General features: G+C 45.6%; 16 protein-coding genes. 5 read left to right on the top strand and 11 right to left on the bottom strand.

Translation table 11 applies throughout. The annotated features are described in order from the left end of the window. Window positions 1-3: 3 nt before the first annotated feature. The 4 genes from trxA to JS40_RS10645 all read right to left on the bottom strand — a co-directional run bounded on the left by trxA (window position 4) and on the right by JS40_RS10645 (window position 6545). Entirely contained in the window at window positions 4-321 is a 318-nt protein-coding gene (gene trxA, locus JS40_RS10660) for a thioredoxin (RefSeq protein ID WP_034260431.1), read from the bottom strand. Between the two features lie 280 nt (window positions 322-601). Beyond that, complete coding sequence (dnaE, locus tag JS40_RS10655) at window positions 602-4951, bottom strand: DNA polymerase III subunit alpha (RefSeq protein ID WP_034260429.1); 4350 nt, start codon at window positions 4949-4951, stop codon at window positions 602-604. Between the two features lie 145 nt (window positions 4952-5096). Further along, window positions 5097-5546, bottom strand: coding sequence for a ferritin-like domain-containing protein (locus tag JS40_RS10650; protein ID WP_034260426.1), 450 nt, complete (start codon window positions 5544-5546; stop codon window positions 5097-5099). Between the two features lie 195 nt (window positions 5547-5741). Then, a complete protein-coding gene (locus JS40_RS10645; protein ID WP_152558170.1) occupies window positions 5742-6545 on the bottom strand; it encodes a DUF6252 domain-containing protein in 804 nt (267 codons plus the stop codon). Window positions 6546-6679: 134 nt separating this feature from the next. Here JS40_RS10645 and JS40_RS10640 point away from each other — a divergent pair, with 134 nt between their 5' ends. The 5 genes from JS40_RS10640 (at window position 6680) to JS40_RS10620 (ending at window position 10869) form a co-directional block, all read left to right on the top strand. Beyond that, window positions 6680-7273 carry a 30S ribosomal protein S16 gene (locus JS40_RS10640; RefSeq protein WP_034260422.1) on the top strand — a complete coding sequence of 198 codons (594 nt, stop codon included), beginning with the start codon at window positions 6680-6682 and terminating at the stop codon, window positions 7271-7273. A 10-nt stretch (window positions 7274-7283) separates the two neighbouring features. Further along, window positions 7284-7808, top strand: a complete 525-nt coding sequence (rimM, locus tag JS40_RS10635) for a ribosome maturation factor RimM (RefSeq protein ID WP_034260420.1) — start codon at window positions 7284-7286, stop codon at window positions 7806-7808. A gap of 1 nt (window position 7809) precedes the next feature. Further along, entirely contained in the window at window positions 7810-8526 is a 717-nt protein-coding gene (locus tag JS40_RS10630) for a tRNA1(Val) (adenine(37)-N6)-methyltransferase (protein ID WP_034260418.1), read from the top strand. A gap of 164 nt (window positions 8527-8690) precedes the next feature. After that, complete coding sequence (locus JS40_RS10625; RefSeq protein ID WP_034260416.1) at window positions 8691-9869, top strand: acyl-CoA dehydrogenase family protein; 1179 nt, start codon at window positions 8691-8693, stop codon at window positions 9867-9869. A gap of 103 nt (window positions 9870-9972) precedes the next feature. After that, window positions 9973-10869, top strand: a complete 897-nt coding sequence (locus JS40_RS10620) for a metallophosphoesterase family protein (RefSeq protein ID WP_034260414.1) — start codon at window positions 9973-9975, stop codon at window positions 10867-10869. Between the two features lie 8 nt (window positions 10870-10877). Here the strand turns inward: JS40_RS10620 and JS40_RS10615 are convergent, their stop codons facing one another. From JS40_RS10615 to JS40_RS10585, 7 genes are all read right to left on the bottom strand, one after another. Further along, the gene (locus JS40_RS10615) at window positions 10878-11204 is read right to left on the bottom strand and encodes a 2Fe-2S iron-sulfur cluster-binding family protein (protein ID WP_034260412.1); all 327 of its coding nucleotides are present in this window, start codon (window positions 11202-11204) and stop codon (window positions 10878-10880) included. Between the two features lie 23 nt (window positions 11205-11227). Beyond that, the gene (locus tag JS40_RS10610) at window positions 11228-11581 is read right to left on the bottom strand and encodes a four helix bundle protein (protein ID WP_034260410.1); all 354 of its coding nucleotides are present in this window, start codon (window positions 11579-11581) and stop codon (window positions 11228-11230) included. A 52-nt stretch (window positions 11582-11633) separates the two neighbouring features. Then, window positions 11634-12686 (bottom strand): NAD(P)/FAD-dependent oxidoreductase, encoded by a 1053-nt coding sequence (locus JS40_RS10605; protein WP_034260408.1) that lies wholly within the window; start codon window positions 12684-12686, stop codon window positions 11634-11636. A 60-nt stretch (window positions 12687-12746) separates the two neighbouring features. Next, complete coding sequence (locus JS40_RS10600) at window positions 12747-12992, bottom strand: NifU family protein (RefSeq protein WP_034260407.1); 246 nt, start codon at window positions 12990-12992, stop codon at window positions 12747-12749. Between the two features lies 1 nt (window position 12993). Continuing rightward, window positions 12994-14133 carry an Mrp/NBP35 family ATP-binding protein gene (locus JS40_RS10595; RefSeq protein WP_034260405.1) on the bottom strand — a complete coding sequence of 380 codons (1140 nt, stop codon included), beginning with the start codon at window positions 14131-14133 and terminating at the stop codon, window positions 12994-12996. A 246-nt stretch (window positions 14134-14379) separates the two neighbouring features. Continuing rightward, a complete protein-coding gene (locus tag JS40_RS10590) occupies window positions 14380-14706 on the bottom strand; it encodes an MGMT family protein (protein WP_034260403.1) in 327 nt (108 codons plus the stop codon). Continuing rightward, entirely contained in the window at window positions 14706-15332 is a 627-nt protein-coding gene (locus JS40_RS10585) for a lysine transporter LysE (RefSeq protein WP_034260402.1), read from the bottom strand. The genes JS40_RS10590 and JS40_RS10585 overlap by 1 nt, the downstream gene beginning before the upstream one ends. Window positions 15333-15348 lie beyond the last annotated feature (16 nt).

The following is a 15348-nucleotide window of genomic DNA, read 5'->3' as shown; positions in this document are numbered from 1 at the left end:
TTTCTATAAAAGTGAATCGATCGCTTCGGCATAGACGTTCTTAGGTGCAACACCTACTTGTCTGCCTACCAGTTCTCCGTTGTTGAACACCAACACGGTGGGGATGTTCCGCACCCCGTACTTGGCGGCAAATTCCTGGTTGGCATCTACGTCTACCTTACCAACGACAGCCTTGCCGTCGTACTCTTCACTTATTTGATCAATGATGGGACCTACCATACGACATGGACCACACCATGCTGCCCAAAAGTCTACCATCACTGGTTTATCACTTTTTAAGACCGTTTCTTCAAACGTTGCGTCTGTTATTTCTAAAGCCATTGTATTGATTTTAAATTGTTACACAAAAATAAGTAAAAAAACCCCGAAAGCGTACCGCCTTAACATTAGTTTAGACAATAGCGGTATTCCTTTTTATTATGCGGGCTCTCGCGATGTCGCTCGACCGGGCTTTCCGCGCTACACGCCTGCCCTCCTACACGCCCCAATCCAGGCGGGGTAGCCCGCTCCAATCCCTGCCCGGATGTTTTCCAGACGGGCCTGCCCGATCCCAACCATAACACCCCTTCCTTTGAAGGAAGGGGCCGGGGGATGGATGTCCCTAATTCAGCTTATACCGTACCTGCTCTTCCTCCAGAGCACGTAGCAGCTCTTGCGAGATGGCTACTTTGTGTTTCCTGCTGGGCATGTTCAACTTTACCTGGTCTTCTACCTCGTAGATCACAAAATGCAATTGCTTGTCTCCTTTATGTGCTCTGAACAGGTCCTTCAAATGCCGGATGCGTTCTTCCTTCAATTCCTGAACAGGCATCTGTATGGTCAACTTTTTTGCCTGACTTTCCATGACATCATGCAACATTTGCATGTGATTGTATTGCAGTCGGGGTTCTCCCTGTTTCCCGGTATCTCTGTTCACCCATCCTTCTTTTACAAACACACGGGCATGGATAAAACTGTTCGGCACCAGGAAATGTCGCCATTTAAGGTATTCCTCCCCAAAGATCTTGAACTCAAAACTATCGTCGTAATCTTCCACGGTAAAGATCGCCCAGCCTTTCCCGGCCTTGGACTCCCTGTGTTGTACATCGGTTACGATACCGCCAAAACACAACTCCCGGTTCACGAACAGTTCCAGATGGTGGAAGTCGGATACCCGGCAATTGGTGAAATTCTTCATCTCGGTCTTAAAGTCATCCAGCGGATGCCCCGAAATATAGATCCCAACTACTTCTTTTTCCTGTTTTAATTTCTTCATGGTGCCCCATTCCTCACAGGGCGGTACTTCGGGTTCCGGGATCTGTACCTCACTGGCATCCCCGAACAAACTTACCTGAGCAGAGTTCTGTGTTTCCTGATACTTCGCCGCATAGCGCAATACCTTTTCCACGAACATCACACCGTCGCCGTCGTCGTGCAAATACTGGGCGCGGTGGGTGTCGAAACTGTCGAAACCGCCCGCCAATGCCAGGTTCTCGAATGCTTTCTTATTGGCTGCCCGAAGATCGATGCGTTTGGCAAGATCGAACACCGATCTATATTTTCCGTCCTTTCGTTCTTCCACGATGGTGGCAACGGCATTTCCGCCCACGCCTTTTATCGCGCCCATCCCAAACCGAATGGCACCCTGATCGTTCACCGTGAACTTGTAAAAGGATTCATTCACGTCGGGGCCCAGTACCTGTAATCCCATACGGCGGCATTCTTCCATAAAGAAGGTCACCTGCTTGATGTCACTCATGTTGTTGGACAGCACCGCAGCCATATACTCGGCCGGGTAATGGGCTTTCAGGTAGGCTGTCTGGTAGGCGATCCAGGCATAGCATGTAGAGTGCGATTTGTTGAAAGCATAACTCGCAAAGGCTTCCCAGTCCTTCCAAATCTTTTCCAGTTTTTCGGGATCGTGGCCTTTGGCAGCCGCCTGTTCTATGAATTGCGGCTTCATCTTGTCCAGCACCGCTTTTTGCTTTTTCCCCATCGCCTTCCGAAGCACATCTGCCTCACCCTTGGTGAAGTCTGCCAGTTTTTGTGACAGCAACATCACCTGCTCCTGGTATACGGTGATCCCGTAGGTCTCTTTTAAATATTCTTCCATGGCCGGCAGATCGTAGGTGATCTCTTCCTCTCCGTGCTTTCTGCGGATAAAGCTGGGGATGTATTCCATGGGGCCGGGTCGGTACAGCGCGTTCATAGCAATGAGATCGGCGAAGACCGTTGGTTTGAGGTCCTTCATGTGTTTTTGCATACCCGCCGATTCGTACTGAAAAATCCCTACGGTCTCTCCGCGCTGGAACAATTCGAAGGTCTTTGCATCGTCCAGCGGAAAGGTATCCGGGTCCAGATCGATGTTGTGCTTATGCTTCACTAGTTTCACCGTATCCTTAATAAGGGTAAGGGTTTTTAGTCCCAGGAAGTCCATTTTCAGCAGCCCTGCACTCTCCACTACCGAGTTGTCGAATTGCGTTACATACAAGTCTGAATCCTTGGCCGTGGCAATGGGTACGAAGTTGGTGATATCGTCCGGGGTGATGATCACACCACAGGCATGGATCCCGGTGTTGCGCACGGATCCTTCCAGGATTTTCGCCTGATTGATGGTCTGTGCTTCCAGATCGGATCCTTCAGAAAGGTTCAACAGTTCGTTGACCTTGGGCAATTCATCACTTCGGAATTTACTTCGCAATTCCTGATCGCTCAAACCAAAGATCTTGTTCAGCTTGGTCATGTTCGGAATGAGCTTCGCGATCCTGTCGGCATCGTTCAACGGAAGATCCAGTACCCGCGCCGTATCCCGAATGGACGACTTGGCCGCCATGGTACCGTAGGTTATGATCTGTGCTACCTGATTGCTTCCGTATTTCTGAATCACATAGTCCATGACACGGCTACGCCCCTCATCGTCAAAATCAATATCGATATCGGGCATGCTCACCCGGTCCGGATTCAGGAAACGCTCAAAAAGCAGGTCGTATTTAATGGGGCAGATATTGGTGATCCCCAGACAGTAGGCCACGGCACTTCCTGCCGCCGATCCCCTTCCCGGTCCTACCGAAACATCCATCTTACGGGCCTCGGCAATGAAATCCTGTACAATTAGGAAGTAGCCCGGATAACCGGTATTGGCAATGACATCCAGCTCAAAATCCAATCGCTCCCTGATCGCTTCGGTAAGTTCTCCATAGCGCTTTTTGGCTCCTTCATAGGTAAGATGCTTCAAATACGCATTCTCCCCGCGCTTGCCGCCATCGGCATCTTCGGCATGTAAGAACTCTTTCGGGATCGCGAAATTAGGCAGTAATACGTCTCTGGCCAGCGAAAACGAATCGATCTTTCCAATGATCTCCGAAATACTGCTAATCGCCTCCGGAAGGTCCTTGAACAACTCCTTCATCTCTTCCTGAGACTTGAAATAATACTCCTGATTGGGGAGTCCGTAGCGGTACCCCCGCCCCCGCCCTATGGGCGTGCCTTGTTTCTCACCGTCCTTAACACACAACAGAATGTCGTGGGCATTGGCGTTCTCTTTTTCGATGTAGTAGGTATTGTTACACGCCACCAGAGGCACCTCGTGCTTTTTTGAGAATTCAATAAGTACGGTATTTACCCGGTCCTCATCCTCCTGATTGTGACGCATGATCTCCAGGTAGAAATCATCCCCAAAAGTAGCTTTCCACCAGAGCAGCGCTTCCTCTGCCTGATGCTCGCCTACATTCAGGATCTTACTTGATACTTCCCCGTACAGGCTGCCCGACAGGACGATGATATCTTCCTTGTATTTTTCAATAACGGTCTTATCGATGCGTGGCACGTAATAAAAACCGTCGGTATAAGCAATAGATGCCATCTTCGCCAGATTGTGATAGCCGTTCTTATTCTTTGCCAGTAGTACGATCTGGTAGCCGTTGTCCTTGTGCGATTTGTTGTTATGGTCCTCACAGACAAAGAACTCACAGCCTACGATCCCTTTTAAAGCCTTGTGCTGTTCTTCTTCAGGAAGACTGCTGTTGTAAGTGTTCACCGCTCTTACGAAGTGAAAAGCACCCATCATATTACCACTGTCGGTCAATGCAACGGCAGGCATTTCAAACTTCACCGCCGCATTCACCAGGTCCTGTGTACTGGAGGTGGATTGCAGAATGGAGAATTGTGAATGATTGTGCAGATGTGCAAAAGGGGCTTCTTCCAGCACCGCGATATTCTCTTTGATCTCTTCGGAAGAGATCTCCACAGTTTCAGACTGTGCCTCTAACTGCTGCCGGATCTTCTTGGAAGCTTTCTTCAGGTTGATGTGCTCCAAACCCAGAAGCTCGATCGCTTTCGGATTCGCCTTGCTGAACTTTTCAAAATAATCCGGTTGCACGTCCAGTTCTTCAGCCGTATAGATCCCGCGGCGCACCAATTCCAAAAAACAGCGTGTGGTAGCCTCTACGTCTGCCGTGGCATTGTGTGCTTCTGCGAAGGGTTCGCTAAAGAGGTACTCATGCAATTCGGTGAGGGTAGGCAACTTGAACTTTCCGCCGCGACCTCCCGGAATCTGACACAGCTGCGCGGTTGTTTCAGTACAGGTATCTAGCACCGGATAGTTAGGCAATGGATTTTCCAGTGAGAGGCGCAAGAATTCGGCCCCCATGATATTGAGGTCGAAGCCTACATTTTGACCTACCACAAAGGTCGTTCTGGCGAGTGCTTCCGAGAATTTTTCAATCACTTCGGCTAAAGGGATACCTTGCTGTTGCGCAAGTTCGGTAGAGATCCCGTGGATCTTTTCGGCATCGAACGGAATATTGAATCCTTCCGGTTGCACCAGATAGTCCTGATGTTCCACGATGTTCCCCATCCCGTCGTGAAGCTGCCACGCTATTTGAATACATCGCGGCCAGTTGTCGCTGTCGGTGAGCGGTGCATTCCAATTCCGGGGTAAGCCGGTGGTTTCGGTATCGAAGATCAAGTACATGCTAGGAAATTTGTGTGGTTGCCTGAGAAAGTAAAAATAGAGAAATCACACAAGAACAGGAAGTAAAGTTATACACAGTTTGGTGCTTTTATAAACAAAAAAAACCGAGCTGTAGCTCGGCTTTTCCTTTTCATAGCTGTATCGCTTAGGATACGACTACTTCAAAATTCTTGGCGCTTTGCAATGCTGACTTAATACTTTCACGCTGCTTTGTCAGCAAGTTCTGCGTCGTTGGCGGAAGGGTGATATCGTTAATGATCTCATCATATTCTTCCACCGCTTTTTCTTCACCACGCTGAACTTCGTTCAAGATCGCTTCCTCATCGTTTGAAGTGAAGGTAGACTTTATGTCCATCCACGTACGATGCAAATCGGCGGTGGTGCTTGTCCCTTTTTCGGGAGTTTCACCATAGTTTCTGATCTCGGTCTTTAATTCATGACCAAAATCGTAGCGGTTTTGCGCCTGCGATTCGAAAAATTGCTTCAATTTGGAGTTGTCCACAATTTCGGCAGCTTTCTTGTATCCTTTTTCAGCGTCGTAATTCTTTTCTAATAATTGATTCAACTTATTCGACATTTTCTCTGTATACTTCATCTTCAATAGTTTTTTAAATTCTTGCGAAGAAAATTTGTTTTTCTATCAAAACCGAATCTTCGCTCTTCGTTGTTTCGATATACCTCAATATACCGTAAATAAAGGGCTTACACAAATAATTAACCCAAGCTTAAGAGGTTTTAACAGAGTTTAACCTTCGCTTGGGTTGTTATTGAAATGGAGTAAATTCTCTACCTAATAAGAGACGTTGAACTGACCTACGGTCACACTGGCAGAAGCCGTCTCGAACGAAAAAGTTCCTTTAATTTTTTTAGCGGCCGTATCGTGTTCGATCACAATAATGTTACCGGAAACGGCTGTTTCCTGATCGCCACCTGCAGCATAACTGGCGCCAAAACCGGGTGTTCCGGGCAGCGGATAGCTTCCGGCAGTTACGTCAAAAGGCATTCGGAGGGTAAGCGTTGTTGAAGTAGACGAACCTGTAACAATAATGTTATTGCCTGTATTGGCAGCGGCCACGTTAAACGGACTAAAAGGCACATCGTTAATCCTTGCCACAAACGTTCCCGCATTGGTCGCAGGGTCATCTGTGGAGGCTACCGGGAAGCGGACTTCGAAGAAAATCCCTTTATTTACATTCACGGTATCAATACCCGGAAGGATGGCCTCAAAGTTAAACGATCCCGATAATGTCCCGCAGGAAAGGCAACGGTCACTTAACACTATTTCACCGGAACCACCAATCTCGGAGGTATAAAAATTTCCATTCCGATCCTCGAACGTGGCATAGTTAGGCGTTCCTTCCCCTACGGGATACACACCTAATTCGGCTTTTCGAATATGAAGGGTAAGTGTCTCGAATTCGGTGATCCCTACAATATCAAAAGATTCGTCCTCTTGACTGGGGATTGCTCTGGCGTCATTCGCTCTAAAGAAGATATCGTCAATCTCTCCCTGCAAGGCAGGGGAATTGGTCTCGGTGCTTTCACACCCAACTAATGCGAATGCTGCTAAAAAAAGTACATAAATGTGTTTCATAGTGATTTGGGTCATTATGGGTTCGTCACAAATGTAAAATAAAAAGTTTAATCTATTGAATTTCAGAAAAAAATTATACTATCTTTGCCGTCCTTAATTATAACCGGGGTCGGGTACCCCAAAAATTAATTTTTATGCCTGTAAAAATAAGATTGCAAAGACACGGTAAAAAAGGGAAGCCTTTTTACTGGATCGTAGCGGCAGATGCCCGCTCAAAAAGAGATGGTAAATTCCTTGACAAATTAGGTATTTATAATCCAACAGTTAATCCTGCACAGATCGAGATCAATGTAGACAGTGCAGTACAATGGCTTCAAAACGGAGCACAACCAACCGATACCGCTCGTGCGATCCTTTCGTATAAAGGTGTGTTGCTTAAGCATCACCTTGCCGGAGGTGTTCGTAAAGGTGCGTTGACCGAAGAACAAGCAGAAGAGAAATTCAATGCCTGGTTAGAGGAGAAATCGAAAGCGGTTGATACCAAGCGTTCGAAGCTTTCAGACGCTAAAGAAAAAGCGAAGGCCGAAGCGATCGCTGCCGAAAAAGCAGTAAATGAAAAACGTGCTGCCGAAGCTGCTGCTGCCGAAGCTCCTGCGGAAGAAGAAGTTGTTGCCGAAGAAGCTACTGCTGAAACGACTGAAGAAGCTACTGCCGAAGCAACCGAAGCTCCAGCTGAAGAAGCTGTGGTGGAAGAAGCTCCTGCTGAAGAGAAGAAGGAAGAAGAGTAATTTTCTAACGATGCAAAAGGAGAAGTGCTTCTACTTAGGCAAGATCGTTAAAAAATATAGCTTTAAGGGTGAGTTACTTATCAAGTTAGATACCGACGACCCCGAAGAATTTGTTGAAATGGAATCAGTTTTTGTGGAAGTACACAAAAATCTGATTCCATTTTTTATTGAAGAGAGCTCCCTACACAAATCGGAGTTGCTGCGCATAAAATTTGAAGATGTAGACAGCGAGGCCGATGCCGACGCCCTATTGGGCGCAGCACTTTACCTGCCGCTCACAGCCTTACCCAAACTAACCGGCAATCAATTCTATTACCACGAAGTTATTGGTTTCACGATCTCCGACCAGCGTTTCGGAGTTATCGGTACTCTGGTTTCTATCAACGATTCCACCGCCCAAGCGTTGTTTGAGATCGATCACAACGGAAAAGAGGTGCTCATCCCTATCAATGATTCCTTTATTAAAAAAGTGGATCGAACCACTAAGTCCATTCTACTGGACGTTCCGGAGGGTCTTATTGAGTTGTACCTATAGCATGTCCAAGCCTTTTACATTCAAACAATTTACAGTCCAGCAGGACCGCTGTGCCATGAAGATAGGTACCGATGGCGTATTGTTAGGTGCCTGGACCCCGGTTACGCCCGATACCGCATCTATCCTGGACATTGGCGCCGGCACCGGCATCATAGCCTTGCAGCTCGCACAACGCAGCCATGCCCCGCTTATCGATGCCATTGAAATAGACGAAGCAGCTTATGAACAGTGTGTGGAAAATTTTGAAGATTCCCCCTGGAGCGACCGCTTGTTCTGTTATCATGCGGCCTTTGATGAATTTGTGGAAGAAATGACAGAGGAACGTTATGATCTTATCGTTTCGAATCCGCCATTTTATTCTGAAGATTATAAAACTGAAGACAGCGCCAGGGATACAGCGCGTTTTTCTGAAGCTTTGCCTTTCGAGCTCTTGTTGGGCGGAGTATCTCAACTTTTGGCGGAAGAAGGCACTTTTGCGACCATTATTCCGAAGAAGGAAGAAGAACGATTTATTGGTATCGCTTCAGAAAGGGGTCTTTACCCAAAAAGGATCTGCCGTGTACGAGGCACTTCCGAAGCAGAAGAAAAAAGAAGCCTGATGGAATTTTCCTTCCGAAAAAAAGATCCTATCCATACTGTCCTTGTTATTGAAAAAGAACGCCATTGCTACACGGAGGACTATAAAAATCTCGTGCAGGACTTTTACCTAAAATTATAACCGACTCCTTTTAGAAAACGGGATGCTTCTCCCTTACAAAAAGGGGTCGCCTTTTCCGACGTCTCCTGACCCAATTACAGCAGTCAAGTTGTGAAAGATTTTTAGAGATTTGAAGAGGTTATTCCTTGGCAATCCCTAAATTTGTGCATCCAAAAAAAATTTAGATGAAACCTGATTTATTTGAAGCTCCGGATTACTACAACATTGACGACCTGCTTACCGAAGAACATAAATTAATACGGGATGCAGCCCGTGCCTGGGTAAAGCGCGATGTGTCTCCCATAATCGAAGAAGCTGCACAAAACGCAGAGTTCCCAAAGTCGATCATTCCCGGCTTGGCTGAGATTGGAGCATTTGGCCCTTATATTCCTGAAACCTATGGTGGTGCGGGACTGGACCAGATCTCCTACGGATTGATCATGCAGGAAATAGAGCGGGGCGACAGCGGTGTACGTTCCACAGCTTCGGTACAATCTTCGTTGGTGATGTATCCTATTTGGAAATATGGTACCGAAGAGCAGCGTAAAAAATATTTACCAAAGCTCGCTACCGGCGAATGGATGGGATCCTTTGGATTGACCGAACCGGACCATGGTTCCAACCCCGGCGGTATGGTGACGAACTTTAAGGATGCCGGTGATCATTACCTGCTAAACGGAGCCAAACTCTGGATCTCGAATTCTCCTTTTTGCGATGTGGCCGTGGTGTGGGCAAAGAATGAAGAGGGACGTATTCACGGATTGATCGTGGAACGTGGTATGGAAGGATTCAGCACCCCCGAAACCCACAACAAATGGTCGCTTAGAGCCAGTGCCACCGGAGAGTTGATCTTTCAGGATGTGAAAGTGCCAAAAGAGAACCTGCTTCCTAATAAATCCGGTCTGGGAGCCCCGCTGGGCTGTCTGGATTCGGCTCGCTATGGTATTGCCTGGGGAGCGATTGGTGCAGCGATGGATTGCTACGATACGGCACTTCGCTATGCCAAGGAACGTATACAGTTTGGGAAACCTATTGGAGCGTTTCAGCTTCAACAAAAGAAATTAGCCGAAATGATCACCGAGATCACAAAGGCACAACTGCTGGCCCTTCGATTGGGACAATTGAAGAATGAGGACCGGGCGACTACGGCACAGATCTCCATGGCAAAGCGTAACAATGTGGAAATGGCCATTAACATTGCGCGAGAAGCACGTCAAATTTTAGGCGGAATGGGGATCACAGGCGAATATTCCATTATGCGACACATGATGAATCTGGAAAGTGTGATCACGTATGAAGGAACGCATGACATCCATTTGCTTATCACCGGTTTCGATATTACCGGTTTGAATGCATTTAAGTAGAAAGTGACCTTTAAAGAACAGGAAAAGGCTTCAGCAATGAGGCCTTTTTTTATTTTGGTATTTCATATTCAATTCAAATTGTATCTTTAAAGAAACAATTTGTATGTCCTCACAGAAAAGATTCAGTCGTGCCTATAAAAATGCCCGTCGCATCTCTTTTTCAGATACTTCCAAATTTATCATCTTTAGTGATTGTCATCGCGGGGACAACAGTTTTGCAGATGATTTTGCGAACAACCGAAACATTTACTTCCACGCATTAAAACATTATTACAAAGAGGGGTTCACTTATTGCGAATTGGGTGACGGGGACGAACTTTGGGAGAATATAGAATTCAAATCGATCTTCGAAGCACATCAAAACGTCTTTGACCTTCTTCGGCTGTTTTATAATGAAGAACGACTCTACCGGGTTGTGGGAAACCACGATATGGTCTATTTGAACGATCGTTATGTGGAGAAGCACCTTTACAGCTATTTCGATAAGGTAAGCGGTAAGGATGAACCTTTGTTTCCCGGACTTTCCTTTACGGAAGGATTATTACTGAAGCATGAAGAATCCGGTCAGGAAGTTTTTATGGTCCATGGCCATCAAGCCGACTGGATGAACTATCACGGATGGAAGTTCAACCGATTTATGGTGCGGGCCTTATGGAGACAGCTGCAGATCTTTGGCATTGGTGATCCCACCAGTCCTGCAAAGAATTATAAAGAGCTTATTAAAGTGGAGCGGCGTACTAAAAAATGGATCATCGACAACGAAAACCTTTTTACCATTACCGGTCATACGCACCGCCCTCGTTTTCCCGAACCCGGAGAAATCGCATATTTTAACGATGGTAGTTGCGTACATCCCCGAAGCATTACCGGACTGGAAATTGAAAATGGTGCTATCTCCTTGATAAAATGGAATATTGCGACCACAGAAGATGGTACGCTTAAAGTAATACGAATTTTATTGGAAGGGCCACAACGGTTGTCGCATTACAACACCGAATGAACCACGACCTAGGCTTCAGGCGCCAGTTGCACTTTAAGTCCTTCCATTTCAGGTTTTATATGAATTTGACATCCTAACCTGCTATTGTCCTGTACGTTGAATGCTTCTGCTAGCATCAAGTCTTCATCGTAGCTCATTTCGGGTAACTCGTGATCTGTCAATACATAGCATTGGCAGGAAGCACACATGGCCATACCGCCGCAAATACCAATGGTTCCTTCGGGAGCTAGTTCATAAGAACGAACAATTTCCATTAGGTTCATATTCATATCGGTAGGGGCATCTACTTCGTGAGGTGTGCCATGGCGGTCTATGATGGTGATTTTAATGTCCAAATTAAGTTATTAGGAGTTAGGGGTTAGGAATTAGTCATTGATTTAATTAAACCGTAAAGCATTCTTGATATTTCATTCGACATTTCAATTAACGTATCTGCAATATCACATTGCAAATAATTTAATTTCTTTGATAAATAGAGCATCGATCTTACTTCGCTATTTGAAGCTAATGCAATGTATAAAAATCTTACAAAATCTGCATTTGAACCTCTTTCAAATCCTTCAGCAATATTATTTGAAATGGATACTGATGCCCTTGTAATTTGATCTCTGAATCCAAAATCTTTAGAAAGATTAAAATTTTTATAAATTGAAACAGCTAAGTTTTGAGACTTTTGCCAAGCAATTATGTCTTCAAATTTATGTATAGACATTCCCTTTTTTTATTACCTAATCCCTATCTCCTATAGACTAACCCCTGCTTTCTTAATCAATAGACTTTATTACAGCTTTCGGAGCCTCTTTTTTACTTCCGTCAAATCCTTCCACTCCGCCTACGGTGGTATATTTCATTACATAGCGTTTCTCGGGGAAAATACGTTGGTATGCACTTTGACACATCAATGTCGCTTCGTGGAATCCACAGAGAATAAGTTTGAGTTTCCCCGGGTAGGTGTTCACATCACCAATGGCGTAGATCCCAGGAATGTTTGTTTGGTAATCGAGGGTGTTGTCTACTTTAATGGCGTTCTTTTCTATCTCTAAGCCCCAATCGGCTATAGGGCCTAGTTTAGGTGCCAATCCGAATAACGGAATAAAATGATCACAGGATCTATTAAATACATCTGCGCCTTGTTTTATCGATACGCCTTCCACTTTGCCATTTCCTACAATATCGATAACCTCAGCCGGCGTGAGTAACTCGATACGCCCAAGATTTTTAAGTTCCTGGACTTTTTCTACACTATCCAACGCACCCCTAAACTCATTTCGACGATGGATCAAGGTGACACTCGCAGCGATATCGGTTAAAAAGATACTCCAATCCAAAGCAGAGTCACCGCCTCCGGCAATGACCACGTCCTTTCCCCGGTAGATCTCAGGATCGCGAATAATGTACTCTACTCCTTTGTCTTCATAATCTGAAATATTGGTAATGGGTGGTTTTCGCGGCTCGAAACTGCCCAGGCCTCCTGCTATCGCTACAATGGGAGCGTGATGTTTTGTTCCTTTGTTTGTTGTAACAATAAAACTGCCGTCTTCCGTTTTTTCAATGGTTTCTGCCCGTTCTCCCAGGGTAAATCCGGGTTGGAACGGTTCAATTTGTTTCATCAAATTCGCGACAAGTTCTCCGGCAAGTATTTCAGGAAAAGCCGGAATATCGTAGATGGGTTTTTTGGGATAGATTTCGGCACATTGTCCGCCGGGCTGTGGCAGTGCATCAATCAAATGGCAACGCAACTTGAGTAAGCCGGCTTCAAAAACAGTAAAAAGACCCGTAGGTCCTGCTCCAATAATAAGTATGTCGGTTTTAATCATGCAATAAATAGGTCATTTAACAAAGGTAAAAAGCAATTTGAAGTTGGTACGTGACAATTATCAGTTTACTTCCACATTCACCACTTTTTCAATTTGAGGCGCATGCTTCTTAATGGTCATTTCCACACCGCTTTTCAGTGTCATCTGGTTGACCGAACAACCCACGCAGGCCCCTTGTAATTGGACATGTACAACAGTTCCATTTTCAATGGACAACAAGGATATATCGCCTCCGTCACTTTGTAAAAAGGGGCGGATCTCATCCAGCGCTTCCTGTACCTTTCCGGTTAATTCTTCCTGTGTCATATTATTTTTTTACGGCGCTACAACCTGCCATGGTCGTTATTTTAATTGCTTCGGTTGGGGGTAATGATTCGTTTCGTCGTACAGTCTCTTCAACCACATTTTTTGTTAGCCGTTCAAAGGCCTCTTCCAAAGGTGTTGCGGTCTGCAAGGCTGCCGGGTGTCCTGCATCTCCTGCTTCCCGAATGCTTTGAACCAAAGGTATATCTCCTAAGAACGGGACATCAAGATCGTGGGCAAGGTTCTTTGCGCCCTCTTTTCCGAAGATATAATACTTGTTTTCCGGCAACTCTTCGGGTGTGAAATACGCCATATTCTCGATGATCCCCAATACAGGCACATCGATATTTTCTTGCTGGAACATGGCCACACCTTTTCGGGCATCAGCCAAGGCAACGTTTTGTGGCGTACTTACCACTACGGCACCGGTAATGGGCAGCGATTGCATGATACTTAAATGAATATCACCCGTTCCCGGAGGAAGGTCGATCAACATAAAGTCCAGTTCCCCCCAGGCTGCATCAAAGATCAACTGATTTAAAGCTTTTGCGGCCATAGGGCCTCGCCAGATCACGGCCTGATTTGGTTGTGTAAAGAACCCTATAGAGAGCACCTTGACCCCGTAATTCTCGATGGGTTTCATTTTACTTTTTCCATCCACATTTACCGACAGCGGTTTTTCCATGGCTACATCGAACATGATGGGAATAGAGGGACCGTAGATATCGGCATCCAAGATTCCAACTTTAAAGCCCATTTTTGACAGGGTCACAGCCAGATTCGCCGTTACCGTAGATTTACCCACTCCTCCCTTTCCGGAAGCAACAGCGATAATGTTTTGAATCCCCGGAATGGGTTTCCCTTTTATTAAATTAGGGTTTTGAGGTTTTGCAGGTGCTTCCACTTTAATGTTCACTTGCACCTTGGCATTTCGATCTACTTTTTCATGGATCGTTTTGATCACATCGGCCTCTGCACGTTTTTTAATATGAAGTGCCGGCGTGGATAGCTTGAGATCCACGATCACCTCATCTGCAAAGGTTACCACATTCTGTATAACACCACTGTCAACCATATTCTTCCCGTCTCCGGCAACACTAATGGTTTCCAATGCACTTAAAATCTCTTTTTTTGTAATACTCATATTCTTTTCTTCTTCATAAAATCTTAGCCTCGCTTTGTGATGCTTGCTAATATACAATCGAACCCGCCGGCACTATTTATAGCACTTCGCTGCGCCAAGTAAGAATGCCTAATTTAGATTCATTCTAAGTGCAAATATAACAGGAAAACTTCAGATTATGAAAGCGATGGATTGAAATGATTTATACCATAATAGCCGACCTATTGGAACAAGACATATTACTAATTTTTGAAAAGTAAGACCCGATTACAATTCCTTAGCCGGATCCCAAAACAACTGTTCAAAATTTTGGATCTGATTTCCCCGTACTGAAATACCTTCGCTCTCCAATAATTGTTGCATCAGGTTGGTTCCTTCAAAATGATGTTTGCCGGTGAGAAGTCCTTTTCGGTTCACGACGCGGTGTGCCGGGACATCTTCTTTCCCGCCGCTGGCGTTCATAGCCCAACCTACCATTCGAGCACTTCCCGAAGCGCCCAGGTGTTTCGCAATGGCTCCATAGGAGGTGACCCGTCCGTAGGGTATCTGGCGGGCAATATGGTACACTTTTTCAAAGAATCCTTCCTCCTTCATTAGAAGTCATTTAAGATCTTGATCGCTGTGATCACCGAGATAACGGCCGTGATGAATCCTATAATGTAATTCATATTGACGGAAAGTCGTCCCTGATCTTCTTTTCTTCGGAAGTATTGCACGTAAATTAAAAGCATGACAAAGGTTCCGATCCCTGAAGCGACTACGGCTGCCCATAATTCCATGGTTGTAAATTCGAACCACCCAAAACCGGCAAAGGTAACACTTATATAGACCCAATACGGAAGCGGCAGTAAGTTGAGAGCACCCAGAAACATGCCCGAAAAGAACCTATTGGTCTTAGATTTATTCATGTCTTCGGGAAATTCCCGCCGGGTATCTTTTGCTATAAAAAAGAAGAAGATGGTTATACAAATAAAGATCCCCAGTGCTACCTTTTGCAGCATATCCACAATTTCGGGGTTCATATCCAGATAACGTGCGAACAATAAAGCGATATAGGTCTGTATCATGACCGTAACGCACACCCCAATAGAGAACAGGAGTCCTTTCTTACGCCCCTCATTCATACTGATCTTCGCTGCCGACATGTTTAGCAATCCGGGGGGGATCACGCCAACAAAAGAGGCTAAAAAACCAATAATGAAGTTTAAAATAAGCGCCATTCAAGCTAGGTTGGTG

Source organism: Altibacter lentus (assembly GCF_000746845.1).
Classification (GTDB): Bacteria; Bacteroidota; Bacteroidia; order Flavobacteriales; family Flavobacteriaceae; genus Altibacter; species Altibacter lentus.
Note: the sequence above shows the minus strand (reverse complement) of the source record. Positions and strands in the feature narration are given on the sequence as shown.